18 protein-coding genes are annotated in these 21,908 nt (G+C 72.7%); 11 read left to right on the top strand and 7 right to left on the bottom strand.

What is annotated here, in order from left to right:
- The first annotated feature begins 22 nt into the window (after positions 1–22).
- Positions 23–1,099, top strand: coding sequence for a LacI family DNA-binding transcriptional regulator (locus OO62_RS04120; RefSeq protein ID WP_078617002.1), 1,077 nt, complete (start codon positions 23–25; stop codon positions 1,097–1,099).
- Positions 1,100–1,127: 28 nt separating this feature from the next.
- Here OO62_RS04120 and OO62_RS04115 read toward each other — a convergent pair whose 3' ends face one another.
- From OO62_RS04115 to OO62_RS04090, 6 genes are all read right to left on the bottom strand, one after another.
- Entirely contained in the window at positions 1,128–2,051 is a 924-nt protein-coding gene (locus OO62_RS04115; protein ID WP_051732643.1) for a 2-dehydropantoate 2-reductase, read from the bottom strand.
- Between the two features lie 139 nt (positions 2,052–2,190).
- A complete protein-coding gene (locus OO62_RS04110) occupies positions 2,191–2,385 on the bottom strand; it encodes a helix-turn-helix transcriptional regulator (RefSeq protein WP_033265761.1) in 195 nt (64 codons plus the stop codon).
- Positions 2,386–2,771: 386 nt separating this feature from the next.
- Positions 2,772–3,146, bottom strand: coding sequence for a peptidoglycan-binding domain-containing protein (locus OO62_RS04105; protein ID WP_033265811.1), 375 nt, complete (start codon positions 3,144–3,146; stop codon positions 2,772–2,774).
- A gap of 108 nt (positions 3,147–3,254) precedes the next feature.
- The gene (locus OO62_RS04100) at positions 3,255–4,703 is read right to left on the bottom strand and encodes a sugar porter family MFS transporter (RefSeq protein WP_051732639.1); all 1,449 of its coding nucleotides are present in this window, start codon (positions 4,701–4,703) and stop codon (positions 3,255–3,257) included.
- Positions 4,704–4,909: 206 nt separating this feature from the next.
- Complete coding sequence (locus OO62_RS04095; protein WP_033265760.1) at positions 4,910–5,932, bottom strand: Gfo/Idh/MocA family protein; 1,023 nt, start codon at positions 5,930–5,932, stop codon at positions 4,910–4,912.
- 481 nt (positions 5,933–6,413) lie between these two features.
- Positions 6,414–7,334 (bottom strand): sugar phosphate isomerase/epimerase family protein, encoded by a 921-nt coding sequence (locus tag OO62_RS04090; protein ID WP_033265759.1) that lies wholly within the window; start codon positions 7,332–7,334, stop codon positions 6,414–6,416.
- A 442-nt stretch (positions 7,335–7,776) separates the two neighbouring features.
- Here OO62_RS04090 and iolC point away from each other — a divergent pair, with 442 nt between their 5' ends.
- From iolC to OO62_RS04040, 10 genes are all read left to right on the top strand, one after another.
- Complete coding sequence (iolC, locus tag OO62_RS04085; protein WP_033265758.1) at positions 7,777–8,769, top strand: 5-dehydro-2-deoxygluconokinase; 993 nt, start codon at positions 7,777–7,779, stop codon at positions 8,767–8,769.
- Between the two features lie 221 nt (positions 8,770–8,990).
- Positions 8,991–9,878 carry a Cgl0159 family (beta/alpha)8-fold protein gene (locus tag OO62_RS04080; RefSeq protein WP_033265757.1) on the top strand — a complete coding sequence of 296 codons (888 nt, stop codon included), beginning with the start codon at positions 8,991–8,993 and terminating at the stop codon, positions 9,876–9,878.
- A 30-nt stretch (positions 9,879–9,908) separates the two neighbouring features.
- The gene (iolB, locus tag OO62_RS04075) at positions 9,909–10,934 is read left to right on the top strand and encodes a 5-deoxy-glucuronate isomerase (protein WP_078617001.1); all 1,026 of its coding nucleotides are present in this window, start codon (positions 9,909–9,911) and stop codon (positions 10,932–10,934) included.
- Positions 10,931–12,814, top strand: coding sequence for a 3D-(3,5/4)-trihydroxycyclohexane-1,2-dione acylhydrolase (decyclizing) (iolD, locus tag OO62_RS04070; protein ID WP_033265756.1), 1,884 nt, complete (start codon positions 10,931–10,933; stop codon positions 12,812–12,814). The genes iolB and iolD overlap by 4 nt, the downstream gene beginning before the upstream one ends.
- Positions 12,815–12,852: 38 nt before the next feature.
- Positions 12,853–14,346 carry a CoA-acylating methylmalonate-semialdehyde dehydrogenase gene (locus OO62_RS04065; protein ID WP_033265755.1) on the top strand — a complete coding sequence of 498 codons (1,494 nt, stop codon included), beginning with the start codon at positions 12,853–12,855 and terminating at the stop codon, positions 14,344–14,346.
- A 210-nt stretch (positions 14,347–14,556) separates the two neighbouring features.
- The gene (locus tag OO62_RS04060; RefSeq protein WP_164993265.1) at positions 14,557–15,699 is read left to right on the top strand and encodes a hypothetical protein; all 1,143 of its coding nucleotides are present in this window, start codon (positions 14,557–14,559) and stop codon (positions 15,697–15,699) included.
- A gap of 377 nt (positions 15,700–16,076) precedes the next feature.
- Positions 16,077–16,550 carry a GNAT family N-acetyltransferase gene (locus tag OO62_RS04055; protein WP_033265807.1) on the top strand — a complete coding sequence of 158 codons (474 nt, stop codon included), beginning with the start codon at positions 16,077–16,079 and terminating at the stop codon, positions 16,548–16,550.
- Positions 16,551–16,674: 124 nt separating this feature from the next.
- Complete coding sequence (locus tag OO62_RS04050) at positions 16,675–19,389, top strand: alpha/beta fold hydrolase (protein WP_033265754.1); 2,715 nt, start codon at positions 16,675–16,677, stop codon at positions 19,387–19,389.
- The gene (locus tag OO62_RS04045; RefSeq protein WP_033265753.1) at positions 19,386–20,246 is read left to right on the top strand and encodes an ABC transporter permease; all 861 of its coding nucleotides are present in this window, start codon (positions 19,386–19,388) and stop codon (positions 20,244–20,246) included. Before OO62_RS04050 ends, OO62_RS04045 begins: the two co-directional genes overlap by 4 nt.
- Before the next feature lie 112 nt (positions 20,247–20,358).
- Complete coding sequence (locus tag OO62_RS04040; protein WP_033265752.1) at positions 20,359–20,829, top strand: hypothetical protein; 471 nt, start codon at positions 20,359–20,361, stop codon at positions 20,827–20,829.
- Between the two features lie 37 nt (positions 20,830–20,866).
- Here OO62_RS04040 and OO62_RS04035 read toward each other — a convergent pair whose 3' ends face one another.
- The gene (locus tag OO62_RS04035) at positions 20,867–21,889 is read right to left on the bottom strand and encodes an alpha/beta hydrolase (protein WP_099869502.1); all 1,023 of its coding nucleotides are present in this window, start codon (positions 21,887–21,889) and stop codon (positions 20,867–20,869) included.
- Positions 21,890–21,908 lie beyond the last annotated feature (19 nt).

Here is a 21,908-nt window from a genome sequence, read left to right as displayed (position 1 = left end):
GACCGCTGGAAGGATCTCGTCCATGGAACGGTCCAACGAGCGCGCCGCCGAAGAGGAGCGCGGAGCCGGCGGGCGCCCGGGTGGGCCGCGCCCGCCGACGATCCGCGGCGTCGCCGAGCGGGCCGGGGTCTCCAAATCGCTGGTCTCGCTGGTGCTGCAGGACTCACCGCGGGTCAGCGCCGCCAAGCGGCAGGCCGTCCTCGACGCCATCGACGAGCTGGGCTACCGGCCGAACGCCGCCGCCCGCAGCCTCGTCGCCCGCCGCACCCATACCGTCGGCGTGCTGCTGAACGACATGCGCAACCCCTGGTTCGTCGACGTCCTCGACGGCCTGAACTCCCTACTTCAGGCGCACGGCCTGCGCATGCTGATCGCCGACGGCCGCCTCGACCACCGCGCCGGCCAGGACTTCGCCCGCACCTTCCAGGAGCTGCGGGTCGACGGCCTCGTCGTCGTCGGCACCCTCCCGGACACCGACGGGCTCGCCGAGGTCGCCGGGCGGCTGCCCACCGTCATCGCCGGCAACCACGAACCCCGCCTGCCGCACGTCGACATCGTCGCCAACGACGACGAGCGCGGCGCCCGGCTCGCCACCGAGCACCTCATCGCCCTGGGCCATCGACGCATCGCCCACCTCACCGGACACGGCCTGGTCGGCGAGCTGCGCCGGCGCGGCTTCGAGGCGGCCGTACGCGCCCACGGCCTCGACGCGAGCGCCGCCGTGGAAACCGGCGACGGTACCGAAGAGGGCGGCTACCGGGCCGCCGTACGGCTGCTCACCGGGGCGCGCGGCAACGAACGGCCCACCGCGGTCTTCGCGTTCAACGACATCTCCTGCGTCGGCGCGCTCTCCGCCGCCCAGGAACTCGGCCTGGACGTGCCCACCGACCTCTCCCTCGTCGGCTACGACAACACCTACCTCGCCCGCATCCGCCACCTCTGGCTGAACTCGGTGAACAACGTCAGCCACGAGGTCGGCCGCCGGGCGGCCCGCTGCCTGCTGGACCGGATGGCGCACCCGGACGCCCCCGCCGCCCACCGCCTCGTCACCCCGGAACTCGAAATCCGGGGGTCCACCGCACCACCCCCGACAGCCTGACCACACGCGCCCCGGCTGCGGTTCCCCGCTACGCCCTCCCGGCCCGCAGATCGCGGTCCACCGCCCGCAGCAGGGTCAGCAGCATCCCGTTCAACGGCGTCGCGATGCCGTGCCGTTCGCCCGCCCGCACCACCGCACCCGTGATGAACTCATGCTCCAACGGGCGCCCGGCGAGACGGTCGTACAGCATCGAGGAGCCGCCGTCCGGAGGCGCCGCGGCGTACAGCTCCAGCGTCCTTGCGATGTCCTCCTCGCCGAGGTCCGCCCCCTCCGCCCGCGCCACCGCGGCCGCCTCACGCAGCAGATCCCGGCTGAGCCGCGCCATCCCGGGGTCGGCGAAGACACCCATCCGCTGCTGGAGGAGAGCGGTGAGGGGGTTGGCGGCGAGGTTGGTGAACAGCTTGCGCCAGACGGCCGTGGTGAAATCCGGGACCCGATGCACCTGCAGCCCGCTGCCGGACAGCAGAGCGGCGAAACGGTCCGCCAACGGGCCCTCGGGCACGTGCAGTTCGCTGGCGACGTGATGCAGGATCCGGCCGGGCGCGAGGCGCTCCGCGGAGATGTAGACGACGGTGGGAAGGATGCCCGTGCCCTCGGGCACGAGCGGGGCCACCCGCTCCTCCTGGCCGACGCCGTTCTGCAGCACCGCCACGGCGGCACCGGGGCCGCACAGCCGCCGCAGCCAGCCCTCGGCACCCGCGGTGTCCTGCGCCTTGGTGGTCAGCAGCACCCAGTCGACCGGCGTCGCCCGCGCCGGATCGGTGGCGATCCGCACCGCCGCGGCGCGCGCCTCACCGCCGCTCTCGACCGTCAGGCCGTCCAGGGGAGCGCGTACGCACAGGGTGACGTCCAGACCGGCCCAGTGGGCGAGGGCGGCGGTGTAGCCGCCGATCGCACCGGCACCGATCACCGCGAGCCGGGCGGGCGCTGCTGCCCGGGATTCCTGGGGCATACCCCGATCGTAGAGCCGTCGCGGCCGCGAGGGAGGTCGTCGGCGTGCTCATGGAATGGGCGCTCCCGGGCGCCGGATCCCGGCGCTCCGCCTGGTGCGGTGCACCGGGACCCGGGGCCGGGCCTGGTCCAGGGTGGCGTCAGCGGCGGCCGCGCTGGCCGGGTCGCTGAGCCACCCACGCTCTGACCGTGTCGGCGAACCAGTACGGTTTCCCGCCCTCCACCAGGTCCGGTTCCGGCAGCAGCCCGTGCTTGCGATACGAGCGCACGGTGTCCGGCTGCACCTGGATGTGTGCGGCGATCTCCTTGTACGACCAGAGCCTGCGGTCGGTCATCTCTGCCACCTCCTGGCTGCCGTGCCGTACGCAGGGTCGACCCGGGGGAGCCGGCCGGGAGCCGCGTACGGCCTGGTGATCACTCACCCTGTGCCTGGACAACGACACCGAGTGACGGTCGGGGAGGGGCTGTTGATCGGCTGTGACGGAAGACCCGCGCAACGGTGACAGCCGTGACGCGCGGGGGACGCCTGTGACGGAGGCGGGACGGATACGGGACGGGCGCAGGGGGGAGGCGGGGCAGGCCGGGGCGGCGGGGTTCGTGGAGTTGTTGGGGGTGGTGGGGTTGCTGGGGCGGCAGGTTCAGGGGGGCCGGTGGGGTAGCAGTGTGGCGGGCCGGTTCCCGCTCCCGGGGAAACCGGCCCGCCACACGTTCCGCGGCCCGATCAGGCGGTGTAGAGCGCCCGCCAGGTCTTCCTGCCGACCTTCCCGTCAGCGGTCAGATGGTGCCGGGCCTGGAACTTCTTCACCGCCGCGCGGGTCTTGGGCCCGAAGTACCCCGTCACGTCTCCCCAGGGGAGGTAGCGACGGTTCGCCAGCAGGCACTGCACCTGCGAGACCCGGTCGCCGCGCTGACCGTAGACGGTGAGGGCGGTCCCGTTGTAGTACGCGCAGGCCGCCAGCGTTCCGGCCGGCCGGCCCGCGGGCGCCGGGCTGCTGGCGGCGGCCGGGCCGGTGAGCAGCCCGGCGGTCAGCAGCCCCGCGGTCGCGGTCAGTACGGCAGCGCGCTTGATGACATGGCTGAGTGCGTTGGCATTCACGAAGTCCACCGTTTCCCCCGTTGGATGTGATTCCACCCCCTCCGACGCCGGGCGCCCGCCCCACGGTTCCCCACAACTGCCGCTGGTGCGACGAAATATGACGACACATCAGTCAGTCGAGTCCACAGCCGCCACCGCCACCCCCACCGCCTCCGCACCCGCCGCCTTCCGCAGCTCGTGCTCCAGATCCTCCAGCGCCAGCCCCTTCGTCTCCGGTGCGTACCGCTTGCAGAAGATCAGGGACAGCACGCACATCGCGCCGAAGAACCAGAACGTGGCGCCGGCGCCGATCGCGTCCAGCAGCACCGGGAACACCAGCGCCACCGCGAAGTTGACCACCCACATCACGAACACCGCGGCACCCATAGCCAGCCCGCGCACCTTGAGCGGGAACATCTCCGCGAGCAGCAGCCAGACCCCGGTGTTCAGCGTGGCCTGCATGAAGGCCATGTAGAGCACCATCAGGCCGAGGACGAGGGCGCTGACGGCGGCCGAGTGCGGGAGGTGGAAGGACGCACCGAGCAATGCCAGTGCGACCGTCATGCCGGCGAGACCGGTGATCAGCAGGGGACGCCGGCCGACCCGGTCGATGAGGGCCATCCCGATGGCGGTGGCGAGGACGGAGACCGCGCCCACCGCGATCGTCGCGGTGATCGCCGCACCGGTGCCCAGCCCCGTCGAGGCGAGGATCTTGGGCGCGAAGTAGACGACGGCGTTCACCCCGGTGATCTGCTGGACGGCCGCCAGCCCGATGCCGATCAGCAGCAGCCGCCGCACCCACGGCGTACGCAACTGCTGCCACGCGCCGCGCCGGGCGCCCGCCTCCAGCTCGCGGGCCTGATCGATACGCGCCAACTCGGCGGGCACGTCCTCGGCCGGCAGCGTACGGCCCAGCACCCGGGCGGCCTCGTCGCGCCGGCCCTTGCTGATGTACCAGCGCGGCGTGTCGGGCAGGAAGAACAGCCCGACGAACAGCGCCACCGCGGGCAGGGCCGCGAGCCCCAGCATCCAGCGCCAGGCTTCCCAGCGTGCCAGCACGGCGTTGATGAGGTAGGCGAGCAGCTGGCCGCTGACGATCATCAGCGAATTGAAGGAGACCAGCCGGCCACGGATGTGCGGCGGCGCGATCTCCGACAGGTAGAGCGGGGTGATCACGGAGGCGCTGCCGACCGCGAGGCCCAGCACGAAGCGCGCCGCCGTCATGACCGGGACGCCCGGCGACACGGCGACGGCCATCGCCCCGCCGATGAAGACGGCGCCCGCCCACAGCAGCGAGTTGCGCCGGCCCAGCGCGTCGGACATCCGGCCGCCGATCAGCGAACCGAAGGCCGCGCCGATCAGCAGCGCGCTGGTGATGACGCCCTCACCCAAGGAGGTCAGGCCGAAGTGGTCCTCCATGAAGGGGAGCGCCCCGGAGATCACCCCGGTGTCGTATCCGAACAGGGCGCCGCCGAGAGCGGCGATGGCAGCGATGCCGACGATGAAGCGCTTGGCGTCACGGGCCCGCGGACTGACACGCGGGCCGGCGGACGCCGCCTGACGGGTCGGAGCGGACATCGTCAACCCCGCTGGGATTGGGAGGGCGCGGATATCGGATCACGAGGGAGGTGCATGGAGCGGGGCCTTTCGGTGGATCAGGGAGCGGGCACACCTACGACGGACCGGGCCGACGCCGCCGACAACTGAGCACGGGGGCAGCACTGTCCGTCGAGCACGGGATGGCTCAAGCCGTTACGGGGTGGCTCTATCAATTACGGGTGGCTCTAGCCGTACAGAGCGGGTCGCTCGATCAGTTCGACCGCAACCCGCTCGCCACTGGCCTGGGCGAGCACACCCGCCTCGCACACCGCAGCCGCCGCATAGCCGTCCCAGCAGCTGGGGCCCTCGACCTCGCCGCGGCGGGTGGCGTCCACCCAGCGTTGCACCTGTCGGTCGTACGCGTCCTCGAAGCGCTCCACGAATCCGGGGGTGATGCCGCCGCCCCAGCGGCTCGCGGTGTTGCTGAACACGCCGTGGTCGTCGCCGATCCTGGCCGTACCGCTCTCGCAGACCGCCTCACAGCTGACCTGGTAGCCGAAGCCGCAGTTGACGAAGATCTCGGTGTCGACGACCTGGCCGCCGGCGGTCTCGAAGAGGACCAGCTGCGGGTCGCTGAGGCCCTCGGGCGCGTTCCCGGTGGGCGCCGGTCGCAGTACCCGTACGGCGGTGATCTCCTCCTCCAGCAGCCAGCGGGTCACGTCGATCTCGTGCACCACCGAGTCGTTGATCATCATGGCGTTGGTGAAACCGGGCGGGGTGTCGGCGTTGCGGTGCTTGTTGTGCAGCATCAGCGGCCGGCCGTAGGCGCGCCGGTCCAGAAGGGCCTTCAGGCTGCGGTAGTCCTTGTCGTATCGCCGCATGAACCCCACCTGGACGCGACGGTGGCCGAGCGCCTGCTCCGCCTCCAGGACGCGCAGCGCGGACGCGGCGTCCGGCGTCAGCGGCTTCTCGCACAGCACGGGCAGGTCGCGCGCGAACGCGTCCAGCAGCGCTGCCTCGTGCGCGGGGCCCGGCGAGGCGATCAGTACGGCGTCCACCGCGGGGTCGTCCATGGCGGCGGCCGGGTCGGTGTACGGGGTACAGCCGTCGATGCCGTCGGCGAGGTGCTTGACCCGGGCGGCGTCGATGTCGACCACGGCCGCCACCCGGGCGCCGCTGATCACGTCGTTGATCCGGCGCACGTGGTCGGCGCCCATCCGGCCGGTCCCGATGACCGCCACACCGAGGGTCCCGTACGAAGAAGTCATGTCGTCCTCAAGTCCTTACGTGCTGAAGGGTACGTATTGCTTGCAGAGTGACGTGTTGCTGAGCGTGATATACCCTGGGAACTGATTACTCTCCGTAATCGTTGCCGGAGTACAAGGAGGCGCCACGAGGCGAGGGGGAACTCGGCGCCCGGCGCCCCGCGCATCAACAGGCGACGCGCCGCGCGACGCTAAGGGAGACGCGGCGCGCAATGCCAGAGGACGCGCTGCGTGACGCGAAGAGAGACACGCTGCGTGACGCGAAGGGAGACGCGCGGCGTGACGCGACGAACCACGCGCTGCGTGACGCGACGAGCCACGCGCTGTGCCACGCGAAGCCGGACACGCTGCGCCGCGCGAGGGGATGTGAGGAGAGGCCGCGCTGCGCCGCCATGGCGGGGCGGCCGGCGACCGGCAGTCGGTGATCGGCGACCGGTGATCGGTGACCGGTGATCGGCGACCGGTGACCGGTGACCGGAGTGGTTCAGGCCCCGCAGGAGCGCAGGAAGCGCCGCGTGCGTTCGGCGATGGGGAAGGGCTGGTCGGGTGGGCAGGGGTACATGTCCTGCTCGACGATCGCGAAGAGGTCGACGTTCAGCTCCTGGGCGGCCTCAAGGACGGGCGGCAGCGCGGGCACGCCGAGCGGCGGTTCGCACATCACGCCCTGCTGCACGGCCGGGCCGAAGGGCGTGCCCTTGGCGACGACATCGCTGAGGATGTCCGGGTCGACCTGCTTGAGGTGCAGGTAGCCGATCCGCTCGCCGTACGTGCGGATCAGCTTGACGCTGTCGCCGCCGCAGTACGCGTAATGGCCGGTGTCCAGGCAGAGGTTGACCAGGTCGGAATCGGTGACGTGCAGGAAGCGCTCGACGTGCTCCTCGGTGTCGAGGTGGGTGTCGGCGTGCGGGTGCACGACGATGTCCAGTCCGAACTCGTCCCGTACGCGCTTGCCGAGCCGCTCCATGCCGGTGGTCAGGTGCTTCCACTGCTCGACCGTCAGCTCGCGCGGCTCCAGCTCCTCGGCGGTCTTGTCGTCCCGCCAGAAGGAGGGGATCACGACGAGGTGCTTGGCGCCCATGGCCTGGGTGAGGGTGGCCACCTCGGAGACGTGGGTCCAGGTCTTGTCCCAGACGGACGGGCCGTGGTGCATCGAGGTGAAGATCGTGCCGGCCGAGACCTTCAGGCTGCGGCGGGCGATCTCCTCGTGCAGGACGGCGGGGTCGGTGGGGAGGTAGCCGTACGGGCCGAGCTCGATCCACTCGTAGCCGGCCTCGGTGACCTCGTCCAGGAAGCGCTGCCAGGGGACTTGCTGCTCGTCGTCGGGGAACCACACCCCCCAGGAGTCGGGTGCGGAACCCACGCGGATGCGGTCCAGAACGGGCGGGGCGGCATGGGGAACGGACATGCTGCGGCTCTCCTCTCGCCGGTCGGCGGTGACCGGGAGACGCTGGGCTGGGGTTGTGGGGCACAGCCTCGCTGCCGCCCCGGGGAGTGTCAAGACTTCGTCCTGACATAAGGACTTAAGGACTTTGTAGCTCTGGAGTCCCGGCGGTGCGCAAGGGCTTGTGGCTCCCGGGGTGCGCGCCGGGGCGTGGGTGGGGCGTAAACGGAGGCGTAGTTGGGGGCGTAGTGGGGGCGCGGCCGGGGTGAGGTGGGGGTGTGGCGGAGGTGCGGCCGGGGCGGGGCGAGAGGGGCTTTGACGTCAGAATGTAAGGACAAACTGTTGACAGGGTCTGAGGTGCACCGTTAGACCTTTCCTCAGAGCTGAAGCCGTTGAACCCGCCGCGAGAGCTCCAGCCGTCGAAAGCCGTCGAATCCGCCGCGCCGGCCGACCCGAAGGGGTGCACATGACCGAGCCGTACGACCTGATCACCATGGGCCGCATCGGAGTCGACCTCTATCCGTTGCAGACCGGCGTGTCGCTCGCGCAGGTCGAGACCTTCGGGAAGTTCCTGGGCGGCTCCGCCGCCAACGTCGCGGTGGCGGCGGCCCGGCTCGGACGCCGTAGCGCGGTGATCAGCCGTACCGGACGCGATCCGTTCGGCGACTACCTGCACCAGGCGCTGCGGGAGTTCGGGGTGGACGACCGCTGGGTGACGCCGGTCGACGACCTTCCGACGCCCGTCACCTTCTGCGAGATCTTTCCGCCGGACGACTTCCCGCTGTACTTCTACCGCCGCCCGAAGGCGCCCGACCTGGTCATCCATCCGGAGGAGCTGGACCGGGAGGCGATCGCGGCCGCCCGGATCTTCTGGATCACCGGTACGGGGCTGTGCGAGGAGCCGAGCCGCGGTGCGACCCTCGCCGCGCTGGAGGCCCGGGCCAAGGCCGGTCCGACCGTCTTCGACCTCGACTGGCGGCCGATGTTCTGGGGCGGTGAGGGCGGCGCCTCCAAGGACGGCGGGGCGAGCGGTGCGGCGGCGCGGGCCACCGCCCGCCCGTATTACGAAGCGGCGCTGCGGTACGCGACCGTCGCGGTGGGCAATGTGGACGAGGCCGAGGTCGCCACCGGGCTGCGGGACCCGAAAGCCTGCGCCCAGGCGCTGCTGGAGCGGGGCGTGGAGCTGGCCGTCATCAAGCAGGGGCCCAAGGGGGTGCTGGCGGTGCACCGTGACGGGCGCGTCGCGGAGGTGCCGCCCACGCCGGTCGAGGTGGTGAACGGTCTCGGTGCCGGGGACGCCTTCGGCGGGGCGCTGTGTCACGGGCTGCTCGCCGGCTGGGAGCTGGAGCCGATGATGCGGTACGCCAACGCCGCCGGCGCCCTCGTCGCCGCCCGCCTCGCCTGCTCCTCCGCGATGCCCACGGTCGACGAGGTCGAGGGGTTTCTCGCGGGGCGGTGAGGTGCCCCAGGGGTCGCCGTGCGGTCACTTGCAAGCGGCCCGCACCACCCCCGACGCGGCCCCGAGCAATCCCCGACACGACCCCCGCCCCACCCCGACGCGGCCCCGCACCCCCCCCCGACGTGACCACCGAGCCACGCGCACGCGACGCCCGAGCCCCCTGAGGCTGCCCCGCCGCGCCACCCCGCCCCACCCACGCCCTCAAGAAGGTGAGTTGAGCCTTGACCCCTCGGATCAGTGACCTCACGACGCTGCGGGCCCGGCGGCCCGGGGCCGTCGCGGAGGCCGCCGCCCGCCGCACGCGTCGGCCGCTCATCGGTGACAGCGGCCGGCTGATGATCGTCGCCGCCGACCACCCGGCGCGCGGCGCGCTCGCGGTCGGCGACCGGCAGCTCGCCATGGCCAACCGCCTCGACCTGCTCGAACGTCTCGTGCTGGCGCTGTCGCGGCCCGGCGTGGACGGGGTGCTCGCCACCGCCGACATCCTGGAGGACCTGCTGCTGCTCGGTGCCCTCGAAGGCAAGGTCGTCATGGGGTCGATGAACCGGGGCGGCATCGCGGGGGCCTCGTTCGAGATGGACGACCGGTTCACCGGGCACCGGCCGCAGGATCTGGTCCGGCTGCGGTTCGACGCGGGCAAGCTGCTGCTGCGCATCGACTACGACGACCCCGGTTCGCTGACCACGATGGAGGCCACCGCCCGCGCCGTCGACGCGATGGCCGAGCGGGAACTGCCCGTCTTCGTCGAGCCGTTCCTCTCCTCCCGGATAGACGGCAGGGTCCGCAACGACCTCAGCCCCGAGGCCGTGACCCGCTCCGTCGCCATCGCCTCCGGTCTCGGCGGCACCTCCGCGTACACCTGGCTCAAACTGCCGGTCACCGACGACCCCGACGCGATGGCCCGGGTCTGCGAGACCACCACCCTGCCGACGGTGCTGCTCGGCGGCGACGTCGGCAGCACCGTCGGCGAGCAGGAAGCGGCCTACGAGAAGTGGCGCAAGGCGCTGCGGCTGCCGACCGTGCAGGGGCTGGTCGTGGGCCGTTCCCTGCTCTACCCGGCCGACGGGGATGTCGCGGCCGCCGTGGACACCGCCGTGGGCCTGCTGTGAACGACGCGACTTCCGCAGGAGACTCGACTTATGGGTACTGAATTCCATCTGAGGGCCGGGGACGCGGCCGCGGGGCCGTACGCCGTGGACATCGACCCGGAGCGGGCCGGCTGGGGGTACTCCTCGCTGCGGGTCCTCGACCTGCCGCCCGGCGGCCACCACTCCTTCGCCACCGGGGACAGCGAGTGGATCGTGCTGCCGCTGTCCGGCGGCTGCACGGTGCTCACCGACGGCGGCGACGTCTTCGAACTGACCGGCCGGGAGGACGTGTTCAGCGGCGTCACGGACTTCGCTTACGTGCCGAGGGACGCGCATGTGCAGATCGCCAGCGGGGCGGGCGGCCGCTTCGCGCTGACCGGGGCGCGCTGCGTACGCCGCCTGCCGGCCCGCTACGGGGCCGCTTCCGACGTGCCCGTGGAGCTGCGCGGCAGCGGCTCCTGTTCGCGTCAGGTCAACAACTTCGGCGCGGCCGGCACGTTCGCGTGCGACAAGCTCATCGCGGTGGAGGTGCTCACCCCGGGCGGCAACTGGTCCTCCTACCCGCCGCACAAGCACGACGAGTGCCGCCCCGGCGAGGAGTCGGAGCTGGAGGAGATCTACTACTTCGAGATCGAGGCCGCGCACGGCACGGACGGGGTCGGCTACCAGCGCGTCAGCCCGTCCGGGCGCGGCCGCGGCACCGATGTGCTGGCCGAGGTCCGCAGCGGGGACGCGGTGCTGATCCCCGACGGCTGGCACGGGCCGTCGATCGCCGCGCCCGGGCACGCCATGTACTACCTCAACGTCATGGCCGGCCCCGGCGAGACCCGCGAGTGGCTGATCTGCGACCACCCCGACCACGGCTGGATCCGCGGCACCTGGCCGGAGCAGCCCGTCGACCCCCGTCTGCCGCGCTACGAAGCGCCGGCCCCTGAGGCGACGCGGGCATCACCGGGCTCCGAGGCCGCAGGCGCCCCTGGAGCCCCTGCATCCCCCACAGTCCCGGGAACTGCCGGATCCCCCGGCTCTCCCGACCACCCCGGACACCCCGACGCGCCCGTAGGAGACGCCCGATGAACGCCCCGACGACCCGCCGCCTCACGGTCGCGCAGGCCCTGGTCGAGTTCCTCGCCCACCAGTACACCGAGCGGGACGGCCGGCGGCACCGGCTGATCAGCGCCTGCTGGGGCATCTTCGGCCACGGCAATGTCGCCGGCATCGGCCAGGCCCTGCTGGAGTCCGGCGACGCGCTGCCCTACCTTCAGGGCCGCAACGAACAGGCCATGGTGCACGCCGCCGTCGGCTACGCCCGGCAGTGCGACCGGCTCTCCGCGCAGGCCGTCACCACCTCCATCGGCCCGGGCGCCACCAACCTCGTCACCGGTGCCGCGCTCGCCACCGTCAATCGCCTGCCGGTGCTGCTGCTGCCCGGTGACGTCTTCGCGACGCGGTCCGCCGACCCCGTCCTCCAGCAGCTGGAGGTCCCCTCCGCGGGTGATGTGTCCGTCAATGACGCGCTGCGCCCGGTGTCGCGCTACTTCGACCGGGTCACCCGCCCCGAGGCGCTGATCCCCGCCGCCCTCCAGGCCGTGCGGGTGCTCGCCGACCCGGTCGACACCGGCGCGGTCACCCTGGCCCTGCCGCAGGACGTGCAGGCGGAGGCGTACGACTGGCCGGAGGAGTTCTTCGCCGACCGGGTGTGGCGGGTGGCCCGGCCGGCTCCCGACGCCGGCGCCCTCGCGGAGGCCGTGCAGGCGATCCGGGGGGCCCGGCGGCCGCTGCTGATCGCGGGCGGCGGGGTGCACCACTCCGAGGCCGAGGAGGCGCTGCGGGCGTTCGCCGACGCGACCGGCATCCCGGTGGCCTCCACCCAGGCCGGCAAGGGCTCGCTGCGGCACGACCATCCGGCGGACGTGGGCGGTATCGGCCACACCGGGACCGCCACTGCCGACGCGCTGGCCCGCGAGGCCGACCTGGTCATCGGCGTCGGCACCCGCTACACCGACTTCACCACCGCCTCGTCGACGCTGTTCGCGGCGCCCGGTGTCCGCTTCGTCAATCTCAACATCGCCCCCTTCGACGCGCACAAGCTCGGTGCCGCCTCCCTCGTCGCCGACGCCCGCGCCGGGCTCGAAGCGCTCACCGGGGCGCTGTCCGGGCACCGGGTGGCGGCGGCGTACGAGGCCGGCTACCGGGCGGCGAAGGAGGAGTGGGAGCGCCGGGTGGACGCCGCGTACGGTGCGGCGGACGACTCCGTACGGCCGTCCCAGACGCAGGTCCTCGGCGCGCTGGACGGCATCGTCGACGACACCGACGTGATCATCAATGCGGCCGGGTCGCTCCCCGGTGACCTGCACAAACTCTGGCGCGCCCGGTCCCGCCGGCAGTACCACCTGGAGTACGGCTACTCCTGCATGGGCTATGAGATCCCCGCCGCGATCGGTGTGCGGCTCGCCGCGCCGGACCGTCCGGTGTGGGCGCTGGTCGGCGACGGTACGTATCTGATGAATCCCACCGAGATCGTCACCGCCGTGCAGGAGGGCGTCAACATCACCGTCGTGATCGTCCAGAACCACGGCTACGCGTCCATCGGCGGCCTGTCCGAGGCGACCGGCGGCGAACGCTTCGGGACGGCGTACCGCTTCCGGGCCGGGGACGGCACGTACACCGGTGCGCCGCTGCCGGTGGACCTGGCCGCCAACGCCGCGTCGCTCGGCATGGACGTGCTGCGGGCGGCGACGGTCGGTGAGCTGCGTGCCGCGCTCGTGAAGGCGCGCGGCGCGAACCGCCCCACATGTGTCTATGTCGAGACCGAAACGGCTGACACTGTGCCGGGCGCGCCGGACGCCCAAGCCTGGTGGGATGTACCTGTTGCCGAGACCGCGACACGTCCGGCGGCGGTCGCCGCCCGCGAGGCGTACGACCGGCACGCCGCCGGGCGCCGCCGCCACCTGTGACCCCCGTTCGAAGTCGTCAGCCCAGAAAGGCCCCCCGCATGAAGACCATCAGCCACTGGATCGGCGGCAAGCCCGTCGAGGGTGTCTCCGGCAACTTCGGCCCGGTCTACAACCCGGCCACCGGAGCCCAGGAGAAGCAGGTCGCCTTCGCCTCGGCCGACGAGGTCGACGCGGCCGTCCGCGCGGCGAAGGAAGCCTTCGCGTCGTGGGGCACCAGCTCGCTGGCCAAGCGCTCGTCGGTGCTGTTCAAGTACCGGGAGCTGGTGGACGCGCACCGCGAGGAGATCGCCCGGCTGATCACTGCCGAGCACGGCAAGGTGCACTCCGACGCGCTCGGTGAGGTCGCCCGCGGTCTGGAGATCGTCGAGCTGGCCTGCGGTATCCCCGAGAAGCTGAAGGGTGAGCTGTCCACGCAGGTGTCCACCCGGGTGGACGTGGCGTCGATCCGTCAGTCGCTGGGTGTGGTGGCCGGCATCACGCCGTTCAACTTCCCGGCGATGGTGCCGATGTGGATGTTCCCGCTGGCCGTCGCCTGCGGTAACACCTTCGTCCTGAAGCCGAGCGAGAAGGTGCCCAGCGCGGCCTTCAAGCTGGCCGAGCTGGCCGCCGAGGCGGGCCTGCCCGACGGTGTGCTGAACATCGTCAACGGCGACAAGGTGGCCGTGGACGCGATCCTCGCGCACCCGGACATCGCCGCGGTGTCGTTCGTCGGTTCCACGCCCATCGCGCGTTACATCCACACCACCGGTACCGCCAACGGCAAGCGCGTTCAGGCGCTGGGCGGCGCCAAGAACCACATGCTGGTCCTGCCGGACGCCGACCTGGACCTGGCCGCGGACTCGGCGATCAACGCCGCGTACGGCTCGGCCGGTGAGCGCTGCATGGCGATCTCCGTCGTGGTCGCCGTCGGGGACACCGCCGACCCGCTGATCGGCAAGATCAAGGAGCGCGCCGACAAGCTGCGGATCGGCCCGGGCGACGACCCGGCCTCCGAGATGGGCCCGCTGATCACCAAGGTGCACCGTGACAAGGTCGCCTCGTACGTCACGGGCGCGGCGGCCCAGGGCGCCGATGTCGTCATCGACGGCACCGGTTACACCGTCGAGGGCTACGAGGACGGCCACTGGATCGGCGTCTCGCTGCTGGACAACGTGACGCCCGAGATGGACGCCTACCGCGACGAGATCTTCGGCCCGGTGCTGTCCGTCGTGCGGGTGGAGACGTACGACGACGCCATCGCGCTGATGAACAACTCGCCGTGGGGCAACGGCACCGCGATCTTCACCCGGGACGGCGGCGCGGCCCGCCGCTTCCAGCTGGAGGTCGAGGCCGGGATGGTCGGCGTGAACGTGCCGATCCCGGTGCCGGTCGGCTACCACTCCTTCGGCGGCTGGAAGGACTCGCTCTTCGGCGACCACCACATCTACGGCAACGACGGCGTGCACTTCTACACCCGCGGCAAGGTCATCACGACCCGCTGGCCCGACCCGTCCGACGGTGGCATCAACCTGGGCTTCCCCAGCAACCACTGACGGGCCAGGACCGCACCGCGGCCGGACTCCCGGCGCACGGTCCGCACCGACCCCGACCCCCTGCCGGCCCTCACCGGCAGGGGGTCCGGCACGTCCGGGCCGCCGGGCGCCGCCGGCGGGGCGGAGAAATCCCAGGTCCCGGGGGAGACCGGGCGCTGCCGCGTTGCTACCGTGCTCCCTCGCCGAGCATCGACACACACGGGGGACCACATGCAGCAACCGATGGCGCTCGCCAAGGGCGCCCGGCTCACCGGCGGGGCGCTGTGCCTGCTGTTCTTCCTCTTCACGGCCTACTGGCTGGCCGTTGACCTGGGTGAGTTCGGCATCGACGGCCTGTGGGAGTCCTGGACCGGGGGCCGCCCCGGCGGCACCAACCAGGTCACCGGCCCGTTCCACCTCGGCCTCGCCGCCCTCCAGTTGGCGGCCGTCTTCGCGGCCTTCGCCGGGCAGCGGGTGGCCGGCGGGCTGCTGGCCGTCGCCACCACCTTCACCTTCGCCACCGCGCTGCAGGCCATCGTCAGCGTCGGCAACCACACCAGCGACGACAAGTGGTTCCTGCACGCCGAGACGAGCACCACTACCTTCGACGGGGTCTTCGTCAGCAGCGGCGTGCTGTTCCTGGTGGCCCTGGTCGCCGGCGTCGTCCTGCTCGCCGGGATGCGGTCCTGGCCGCGTGAGACGCCCAGCGACCCGCCGATGCGGCCGGCGCGGACGGCCGGTGTGGTGGCCGGGCTGCTGCTGGGCGCGATGGTGCTGTGCAACGTGGCCTGGCACATCTACATGCTGGTGCAGGGCGGCAGCGGCACCTTCGAGATGCTCTACCTCGGCCGGGGTGTCCTCAGTTCCCTGCTCAGTCTGTCCCCCGGCTGGTCGGCCCTGGTCTTCCTGGCGCTGACCGCGGTGGCCGCGCTCAACAGCCTGATGCGGGGCGGCGCGGCGCGCGGTCTGGCGATCGGGCTGGTGACGCTGTCGCTGCCCAGTGCCCTGCTGGCGGTGGTCGCGATGGCCAACGACGGTGCGCTCTTCAAGCTGAACGCGACCATGCCGGGCCTGAGCGTCCTCAACGACCTTCAGCTGCTGCTGGACACGGTCGGTTCGCTGGCGCTGCTCGTGCTGATGGGCCGGGGGGAGCCGGCCGCTCCCGCCTGGTATCCGCCGGTGCGGGGCCCGCAGTTCGCGGTGCCCGGCTTCGTGCCGCCCGGGCCGCAGGGCCCGCCGCCCGTCTGGCAGCCGCCGGCCGGTCCGGTTCCGCCGGTCAGCGGCCCGCCGATGCCGCCGCCGGGTGTCCCGCCGATGCCGCCCGGCACTCCGCCCCCGCCGCCGCAGGGCGGTTTCGGGCCGCCGCAGTACTGAGCGGGCCCGCGGGGGGGGGGGAGGGAGGCCGCTGCGGCGGCCCCGGGAAAACAACTGGCCACGGTGCGCGCACCGTTGTTACTCTCCAGCGGCGCCGCACCGGCGCGCGGTCACGCACCACGGGACGAGGGAGGTTGATGAATATGGCCCGCCAGACGCCTCATCAGCATGCCCTTGGCCGGGTCGCCGCCTGAGCCGGACGCCCACCAGTCCGGGCCCCGGGCGCTGCCCGGTCGTCGCAGAACGACCAGGAGTGATACGTGACTTCTCACCTTTCCCCGGATTCCGCCGCATCGGATCCGTCTTCCCCCCTTTCTCCCGCTCCCACCGCTTCCGCTGACGCCGCCGCCTCCGCCCGCTCCACGGGTGGCGCGGATCTGCTGACCGCGCGGCTGGTGCTGCGGCCGTGGTCCGGCAGTGAGCTGGCCGCCGTCCTCGGCGGGCTGCGGCAGCCGCACTGGGCGGCCGACTACCCCGACGACGGCGACCGCGTCATCGCCGGGTTCACCGCCGGGCACCCGGAGGCCCGCGGCACCTACGGCCAGCGGCAGATCATCGAGCGGGCGAGCGGCCTGGTGGTCGGCGGCATCGGACTGTTCCCGCCGTCGGACGACGGCAGCGTGGAGTTCGGCTACGGCGTCGTACCGTCCCGGCGCGGCCGTGGCTACGCGCCCGAGGCGGCCCGCGCCCTGGTGGCGTTCGCGCTGGCCGCGCCGGGCGTGCACACCGTGTACGCGGACGTCGAGCCGGCCAACCCCGCCTCCTGCCGGGTCCTGGAGAAGGCCGGGCTGGAGCGCTGCGCCGGCCGTGACGGGCTCGTGCGGTTCCGCGCGACGGCGCCCACCGGATAGCCGCGGCCGCCCTTCCCGTACCGCGTTCGTGGTACGGGAAGGGCGGACCCTACTCCCGGGGGAGACGCCCGGGTTCCCCCGGGGGGACGGGGTGCCGGCGGGCGGCCGTCCCTAGGATTCCGGTATGGATCTCCGGAGTCTCAGACTGCGCGGACGGATGCGCGGCCGGCGTCTGTACGCCGCCGCGGGCGCGCTGGCCGTACTGATAGGGGGCGGCACCTGGGCGGCCGCCTCCTCGGACGCGGCGCCCGCCGTACACCGGGAGGACCGGCTGCTGAGCCTGCCGGAGGCGCCTGGCGCCGCGACGAAGGTACGGATCGACACGTCCTTCTTCACCGCGGGGCAGGGCTCCGGTGGGCGGCGGCCCGCCGTGCTGCTGGGGCACGGCTTCGGTGGCAGCAAGGCCGACCTCCGGGGCCAGGCCGAGGAGTTGGCCCGCAGCGGGTACGCCGTGCTGACCTGGTCGGCCCGCGGGTTCGGCAGGTCCACCGGCAAGATCGGGCTGAACGACCCGAAGGGTGAGGTCGCCGACGTCAGGCGGCTGATCGACTGGCTCGCCAGGCGCCCCGAGGTGCAGCTCGACAAGCCCGGCGACCCCCGGGTCGGGGTGGCCGGCGCCTCGTACGGCGGCGCGATCTCGCTGCTGGCGGCCGGGTACGACCGGCGCGTCGACGCCATCGCCCCGCAGATCACCTACTGGAACCTCGCCGACGCGCTCTTCCCGCACGGCGTGTTCAAGAAGCTGTGGGCGGGGATCTTCTTCACCACCGGCTCGGCCGGCGCCCCCACCGGCGCGGCCCGTGCGCCGGCCGGCTCCGGCGGCTGCGGCAAGTTCGAGCCCGCGCTGTGCCGGATGTACGAGCGGGTCGCGGTCAGCGGCCGGCCGGACGCGGCGGCCCGGCGGATGCTGGCGGAGCGCAGCCCGTCCGCCGTCGGCGACCGCATCAAGGTGCCGACCCTGATCATGCAGGGGCAGACGGACTCGCTGTTCCCCCTGGAGAACGCCGACGCGATACAGAAGGCGGTCCGCAGGAACGGGGCGCCCGTCGACGTGGACTGGATCGCGGGCGGGCACGACGGCGGCGATCGGGAGACGGCCCGCCTCCAGGCCCGTACGAAGGCGTGGTTCGACCGCTACCTCAAGGGGGACGAGGGCGCCGACACCGGGCCCGCGTTCCGGGTCAGCCGCAGTGGGGGACTGGACTCCACCGACGGCGCGGTGCGGCTGAGCGGCGCGAGCGCGGACCGGTACACCGGTCTGGACGGCGATCCGCGCCGGGTACGGCTGGCCGGGCGCACCCAGACCTTCAGCAACCCGGCCGGTGCCGGGCCGCCCGCGATCTCCGCGGTGCCGGGCGTCGGTGCGCTGGGCAACTTCGCCTCGCTGGGTGCCGGCGGGCTGTCGCTGGACTTCCCCGGCCAGTTCGCCCGCTTCGAGTCGGCGCCGCTGGCCTCGTCGGTGCATCTGACCGGCAGCCCGAGCGCCACCGTGCGGGTGCGGTCCGGTGCGCGGGACGCGGTGTTCTTCGCCAAGCTCTACGACGTCGCCCCGGACGGCCGCCGCCAGGTGCTGCCCTCCCAGCTGGTCACGCCGTACCGCGTCGAGGGCGCTCACGACGGCCGGACCGTCACGCTGCGGCTGCCCGCCGTCGACCACGACTTCGCGGCCGGGCACCGGCTGCGGCTGGTGCTCTCCGCCACCGACCTCGGCTACGCCTCACCGGCCGAGCCGACCACCTACACCGTCTCCCTGCAGGGCGGCGCCCTGAGCGTGCCCACCGCGCCCCAGGTGCGCAGCGCGGCCGCCCCGCTGCCCGCCTGGACCTGGGCGCTGCCGGCCGCGGCGGCCGTGGTCGCGGCGCTGCTGCTGCTCACCGCCCGCCGCCGGGCCGCGGCACCGGCCCCGGATCCGGCGCTTGCCGAGGTGCCGCTGCAGATCAGCGGTCTGAGCAAGCGCTACGCCGGGTCGGCGGACCGGTACGCGGTGCGGGAGGTGTCGTTCCGTGTGGAGAAGGGGCAGGTGCTCGGTCTGCTCGGGCCCAACGGGGCGGGCAAGACGACCACGCTGCGGATGCTGATGGGGCTGATCACGCCGGACGAGGGCGAGGTGCGGATCTTCGGGCAGGCGATCCGGCCGGGCGCGCCGGTGCTGTCGAGGGTCGGTGCGTTCGTCGAGGGCGCCGGTTTCCTGCCGCACCTGTCCGGCCGGGCCAACCTCGACCTGTACTGGCAGGCCACCGGCCGGCCGGCCGACGACGCGCACCTCGACGAGGCACTGGAGATCGCCGGTCTCGGCGACGCGTTGCAGCGCGCGGTGCGGACCTACTCGCAGGGCATGCGGCAGCGGCTCGCCCTCGCGCAGGCCATGCTCGGGCTGCCGGACCTGCTGATCCTGGACGAGCCGACGAACGGGCTGGACCCGCCGCAGATCCGGGAGATGCGGGACGTGATGATCCGTTACGCGGCCGCCGGGCGCACCGTCATCGTCTCCAGCCATCTGCTGTCCGAGGTCGAGCAGAGCTGTACGCATCTGGTGGTCATGGACCGGGGCCGGCTCGTGCAGGCCGGGCCGGTCGCGGAGATCACCGGTTCCGGCGACACCCTGCTGGTCGGGGTCGCGGGGCCGCTCACCGACGCCGTGGTGGAGAAGGTGGCCGCGCTGCCGGGGGTGGCCTCGGCGGTGCGCGCCGACGGCGGCCTGCAGGTACGGCCGGACGGCCTCACCACGACCCAGCTGTTGACCGAACTCCTCCGTCTGGAGATCGAGGTGGACCGGATCGGTCCGCACCGACGCCTGGAGGACGCCTTCCTCACTCTGATCGGAGGAGACGCACGATGAGCGTGACCGGCACCGCGCGGGCACCCGGATACCGGCCGCGCCGCACCCTCCCGCTGCGGGTGGAGGCCCGGCGGCAGCTGAAGCGCCGCCGTACCCTCGTCGTCGCGGCGGTTCTGACGCTGCTGCCGTTCGTGCTGGTGGCGGCGTTCGCGATCGGCGGTGACCCGAGCCGCCGCGGCAACGGCCGGATCACCCTGATGGACAGTGCCACCGCGTCCGGTGCCAACTTCGCCGCGACCGCGCTGTTTGTCTCCGCGGGTTTCCTGCTGGTCGTGCCGGTGGCGCTGTTCTGCGGTGACACCGTCGCCTCGGAGGCCAGCTGGTCCTCGCTGCGCTACCTGCTGGCGGCGCCGGTGCCCAGGGCCCGGCTGCTGCTGAGCAAGCTGACCGTGGCGCTGCTGTTCAGCGCCGCGGCGATGGTGCTGCTGCCGCTGGTCGCGCTGGCCGTCGGGTCGGCCGCGTACGGCTGGGGGGCGCTGCAACTGCCCACCGGCGGGGCGCTGTCGGCGGGGGAGGCGGTGCCGCGGCTGGCCGTGGTGGTCGGCTATCTGTTCGTCAGCCAGCTGGTCACCGCGGCGCTCGCGTTCTGGCTGTCGACGGTGACCGACGCGCCGCTCGGCGCGGTCGGCGGCGCGGTCGGGCTGACCATCGTCGGCAACGTCCTCGACCAGGTCACCGCGCTCGGCGACTGGCGGGACGTGCTGCCCGCGCACTGGCAGTACTCCTGGGCGGACGCCCTCCAGCCGCGGATGGAGTGGTCCGGGATGATCCAGGGCTCGGCGGTGTCGGTGTCGTACGCGCTGGTGCTGGTGGCGTTGGCGTTCCGGGGGTTCGCGCGCAAGGACGTGGTGTCGTGACGGCGGGCCGCTGAGGTTCCCTCCCGGAGGCCCCGCGGTGGCCGCAACCAATCGGCCCGGCCGGGTGTCTACAGCAGCACAGCCTTCACATAACCGAAGTTGAGGACATCTCATGCTCCGTACCACTTCGCGTAAAACCGCTGCCGCTGTCACCGCCGGAGCCGCCGCGCTCGGTCTGGCGCTCGCCGCCGCGGGCCCGGCCGCCGCCGTCCAGCCGCGGACCGCGCCGGCCGCCGGCGCCGTCCGCTCCGACCCGAACGGCCGGCACACCGCCGTCGAGATCCACCGCTTCCTGACCGGCTTCTACGGCCAGCACGGCCCCAGCCCCTGGTCCCGCGAGCACCAGGTCTCCGACTACCTCAAGGACCGCGCCGCGCACACCCCGGATTACGACCTGCTGCTGTGCGCGCAGAACACCCCGCGGAAGATCACCGTGGGGAAGGTGACCACCGCCCAGTCCGCCGGTGTCGGCTGGGCGACGGTCACCACCTACTGGGACGGCGGGAGCACCGGCAGTTTCACCGCCTACGTGGGCCTGGACTCGCGCCCGATCGAGCTCCAGGACGTCGACTGCGGCTGGTGAGCCGCCCGCCGGTGCGTCCCCGGGCCGGCCGCCGGGATCAGGCGGCCGGTCCCTGCATGTGGGCGCTGACCCAGCGCATCGTGCCCTCGCCCAGGCCCTTCACATAGGTCGCCGCGCTGTGCGTGCCGCCCGGCACGATCTGCAGCCGGGTGCGCACCGGCCCGTGCCCGTACTGCGCGATGAACTTCCGGACCTTCGGCAGCACGGTGTACTCCCGGGAGCCGTCCTGGAAGGCGACGTAGACCTCCGGGCCGCCGCGCGCGATCAGCCGGCGGGCGAGCACCTCGGGGTTGTTCTCGCGCTCTTCCTTGGCGTGGCCGTTCCACAGCGGGGAGTCGGGCACGATGTCCGGCCCGTTGGGGATCGCCATCTTGAAGGTGCGCGGGTTCTGCAGGACGTTCTTCAGGGCCGCGAAGCCGCCCGAGGAGGAGCCCATGATGGCCCAGGCGTCGCGGGTCCTGAGGGTGCGGAAGTTCTGCCGCACGAGGTCGGGCACGTCCTGGCTGAGCCAGGTGCCGATCTTCGGCTGGCCGGGTATGTCGCTGCCGTCGTAGTACTGCTTGTCGTTGGGGTTGAGCACCGGCATGACCACGATGAACGGCAGGCTGGTGCCGTCCTTCGACCACTGCGCGAGGCTCTCCTCCAGCTTGAGGTCGGAGCCGATCCAGTAGTTGACGGGGTAGCCGTAGGCGCCGGGCAGCGCCTCCATCACCGGGAAGCCCTTGTTCGCGTTGCGCTTCTCGTAGTACTCCGGCGGTGCCCACACCCACACCTTCCCGGTGAAGCCCGACTTGGGGCCGTGCAGGGTGGTCACGCCGATCGGGGTGTTCTGCCCGGCCCCGCCGACCCGGCTCTCCTCGGTGAAGGTGATCGGCCGGGTGGGCCACTGCACCAGCGAGCGCTTGCCCGGTGGTGTGGTGTGCAGCGCGGCGCTGGTCTTGGGGCCGCCGGCGAAGCGTACGGGGGAGGGCGGGGTCGCATGCGTGCCGCAGCCGGCCGTGGCGGCGAGAACGGTGAGGGTGATCATCGCGATCACCGGACGGAACAGGGCTGTGCGCACGGGGCCTTCTCCTTGCCGA

Source organism: Streptomyces lydicus (assembly GCF_000717345.1).
GTDB lineage: Bacteria > Actinomycetota > Actinomycetes > Streptomycetales > Streptomycetaceae > Streptomyces > Streptomyces lydicus.
The sequence above is the reverse complement of the archived record's forward strand: the minus strand, read 5'-3'. Positions and strand labels throughout refer to the sequence as shown.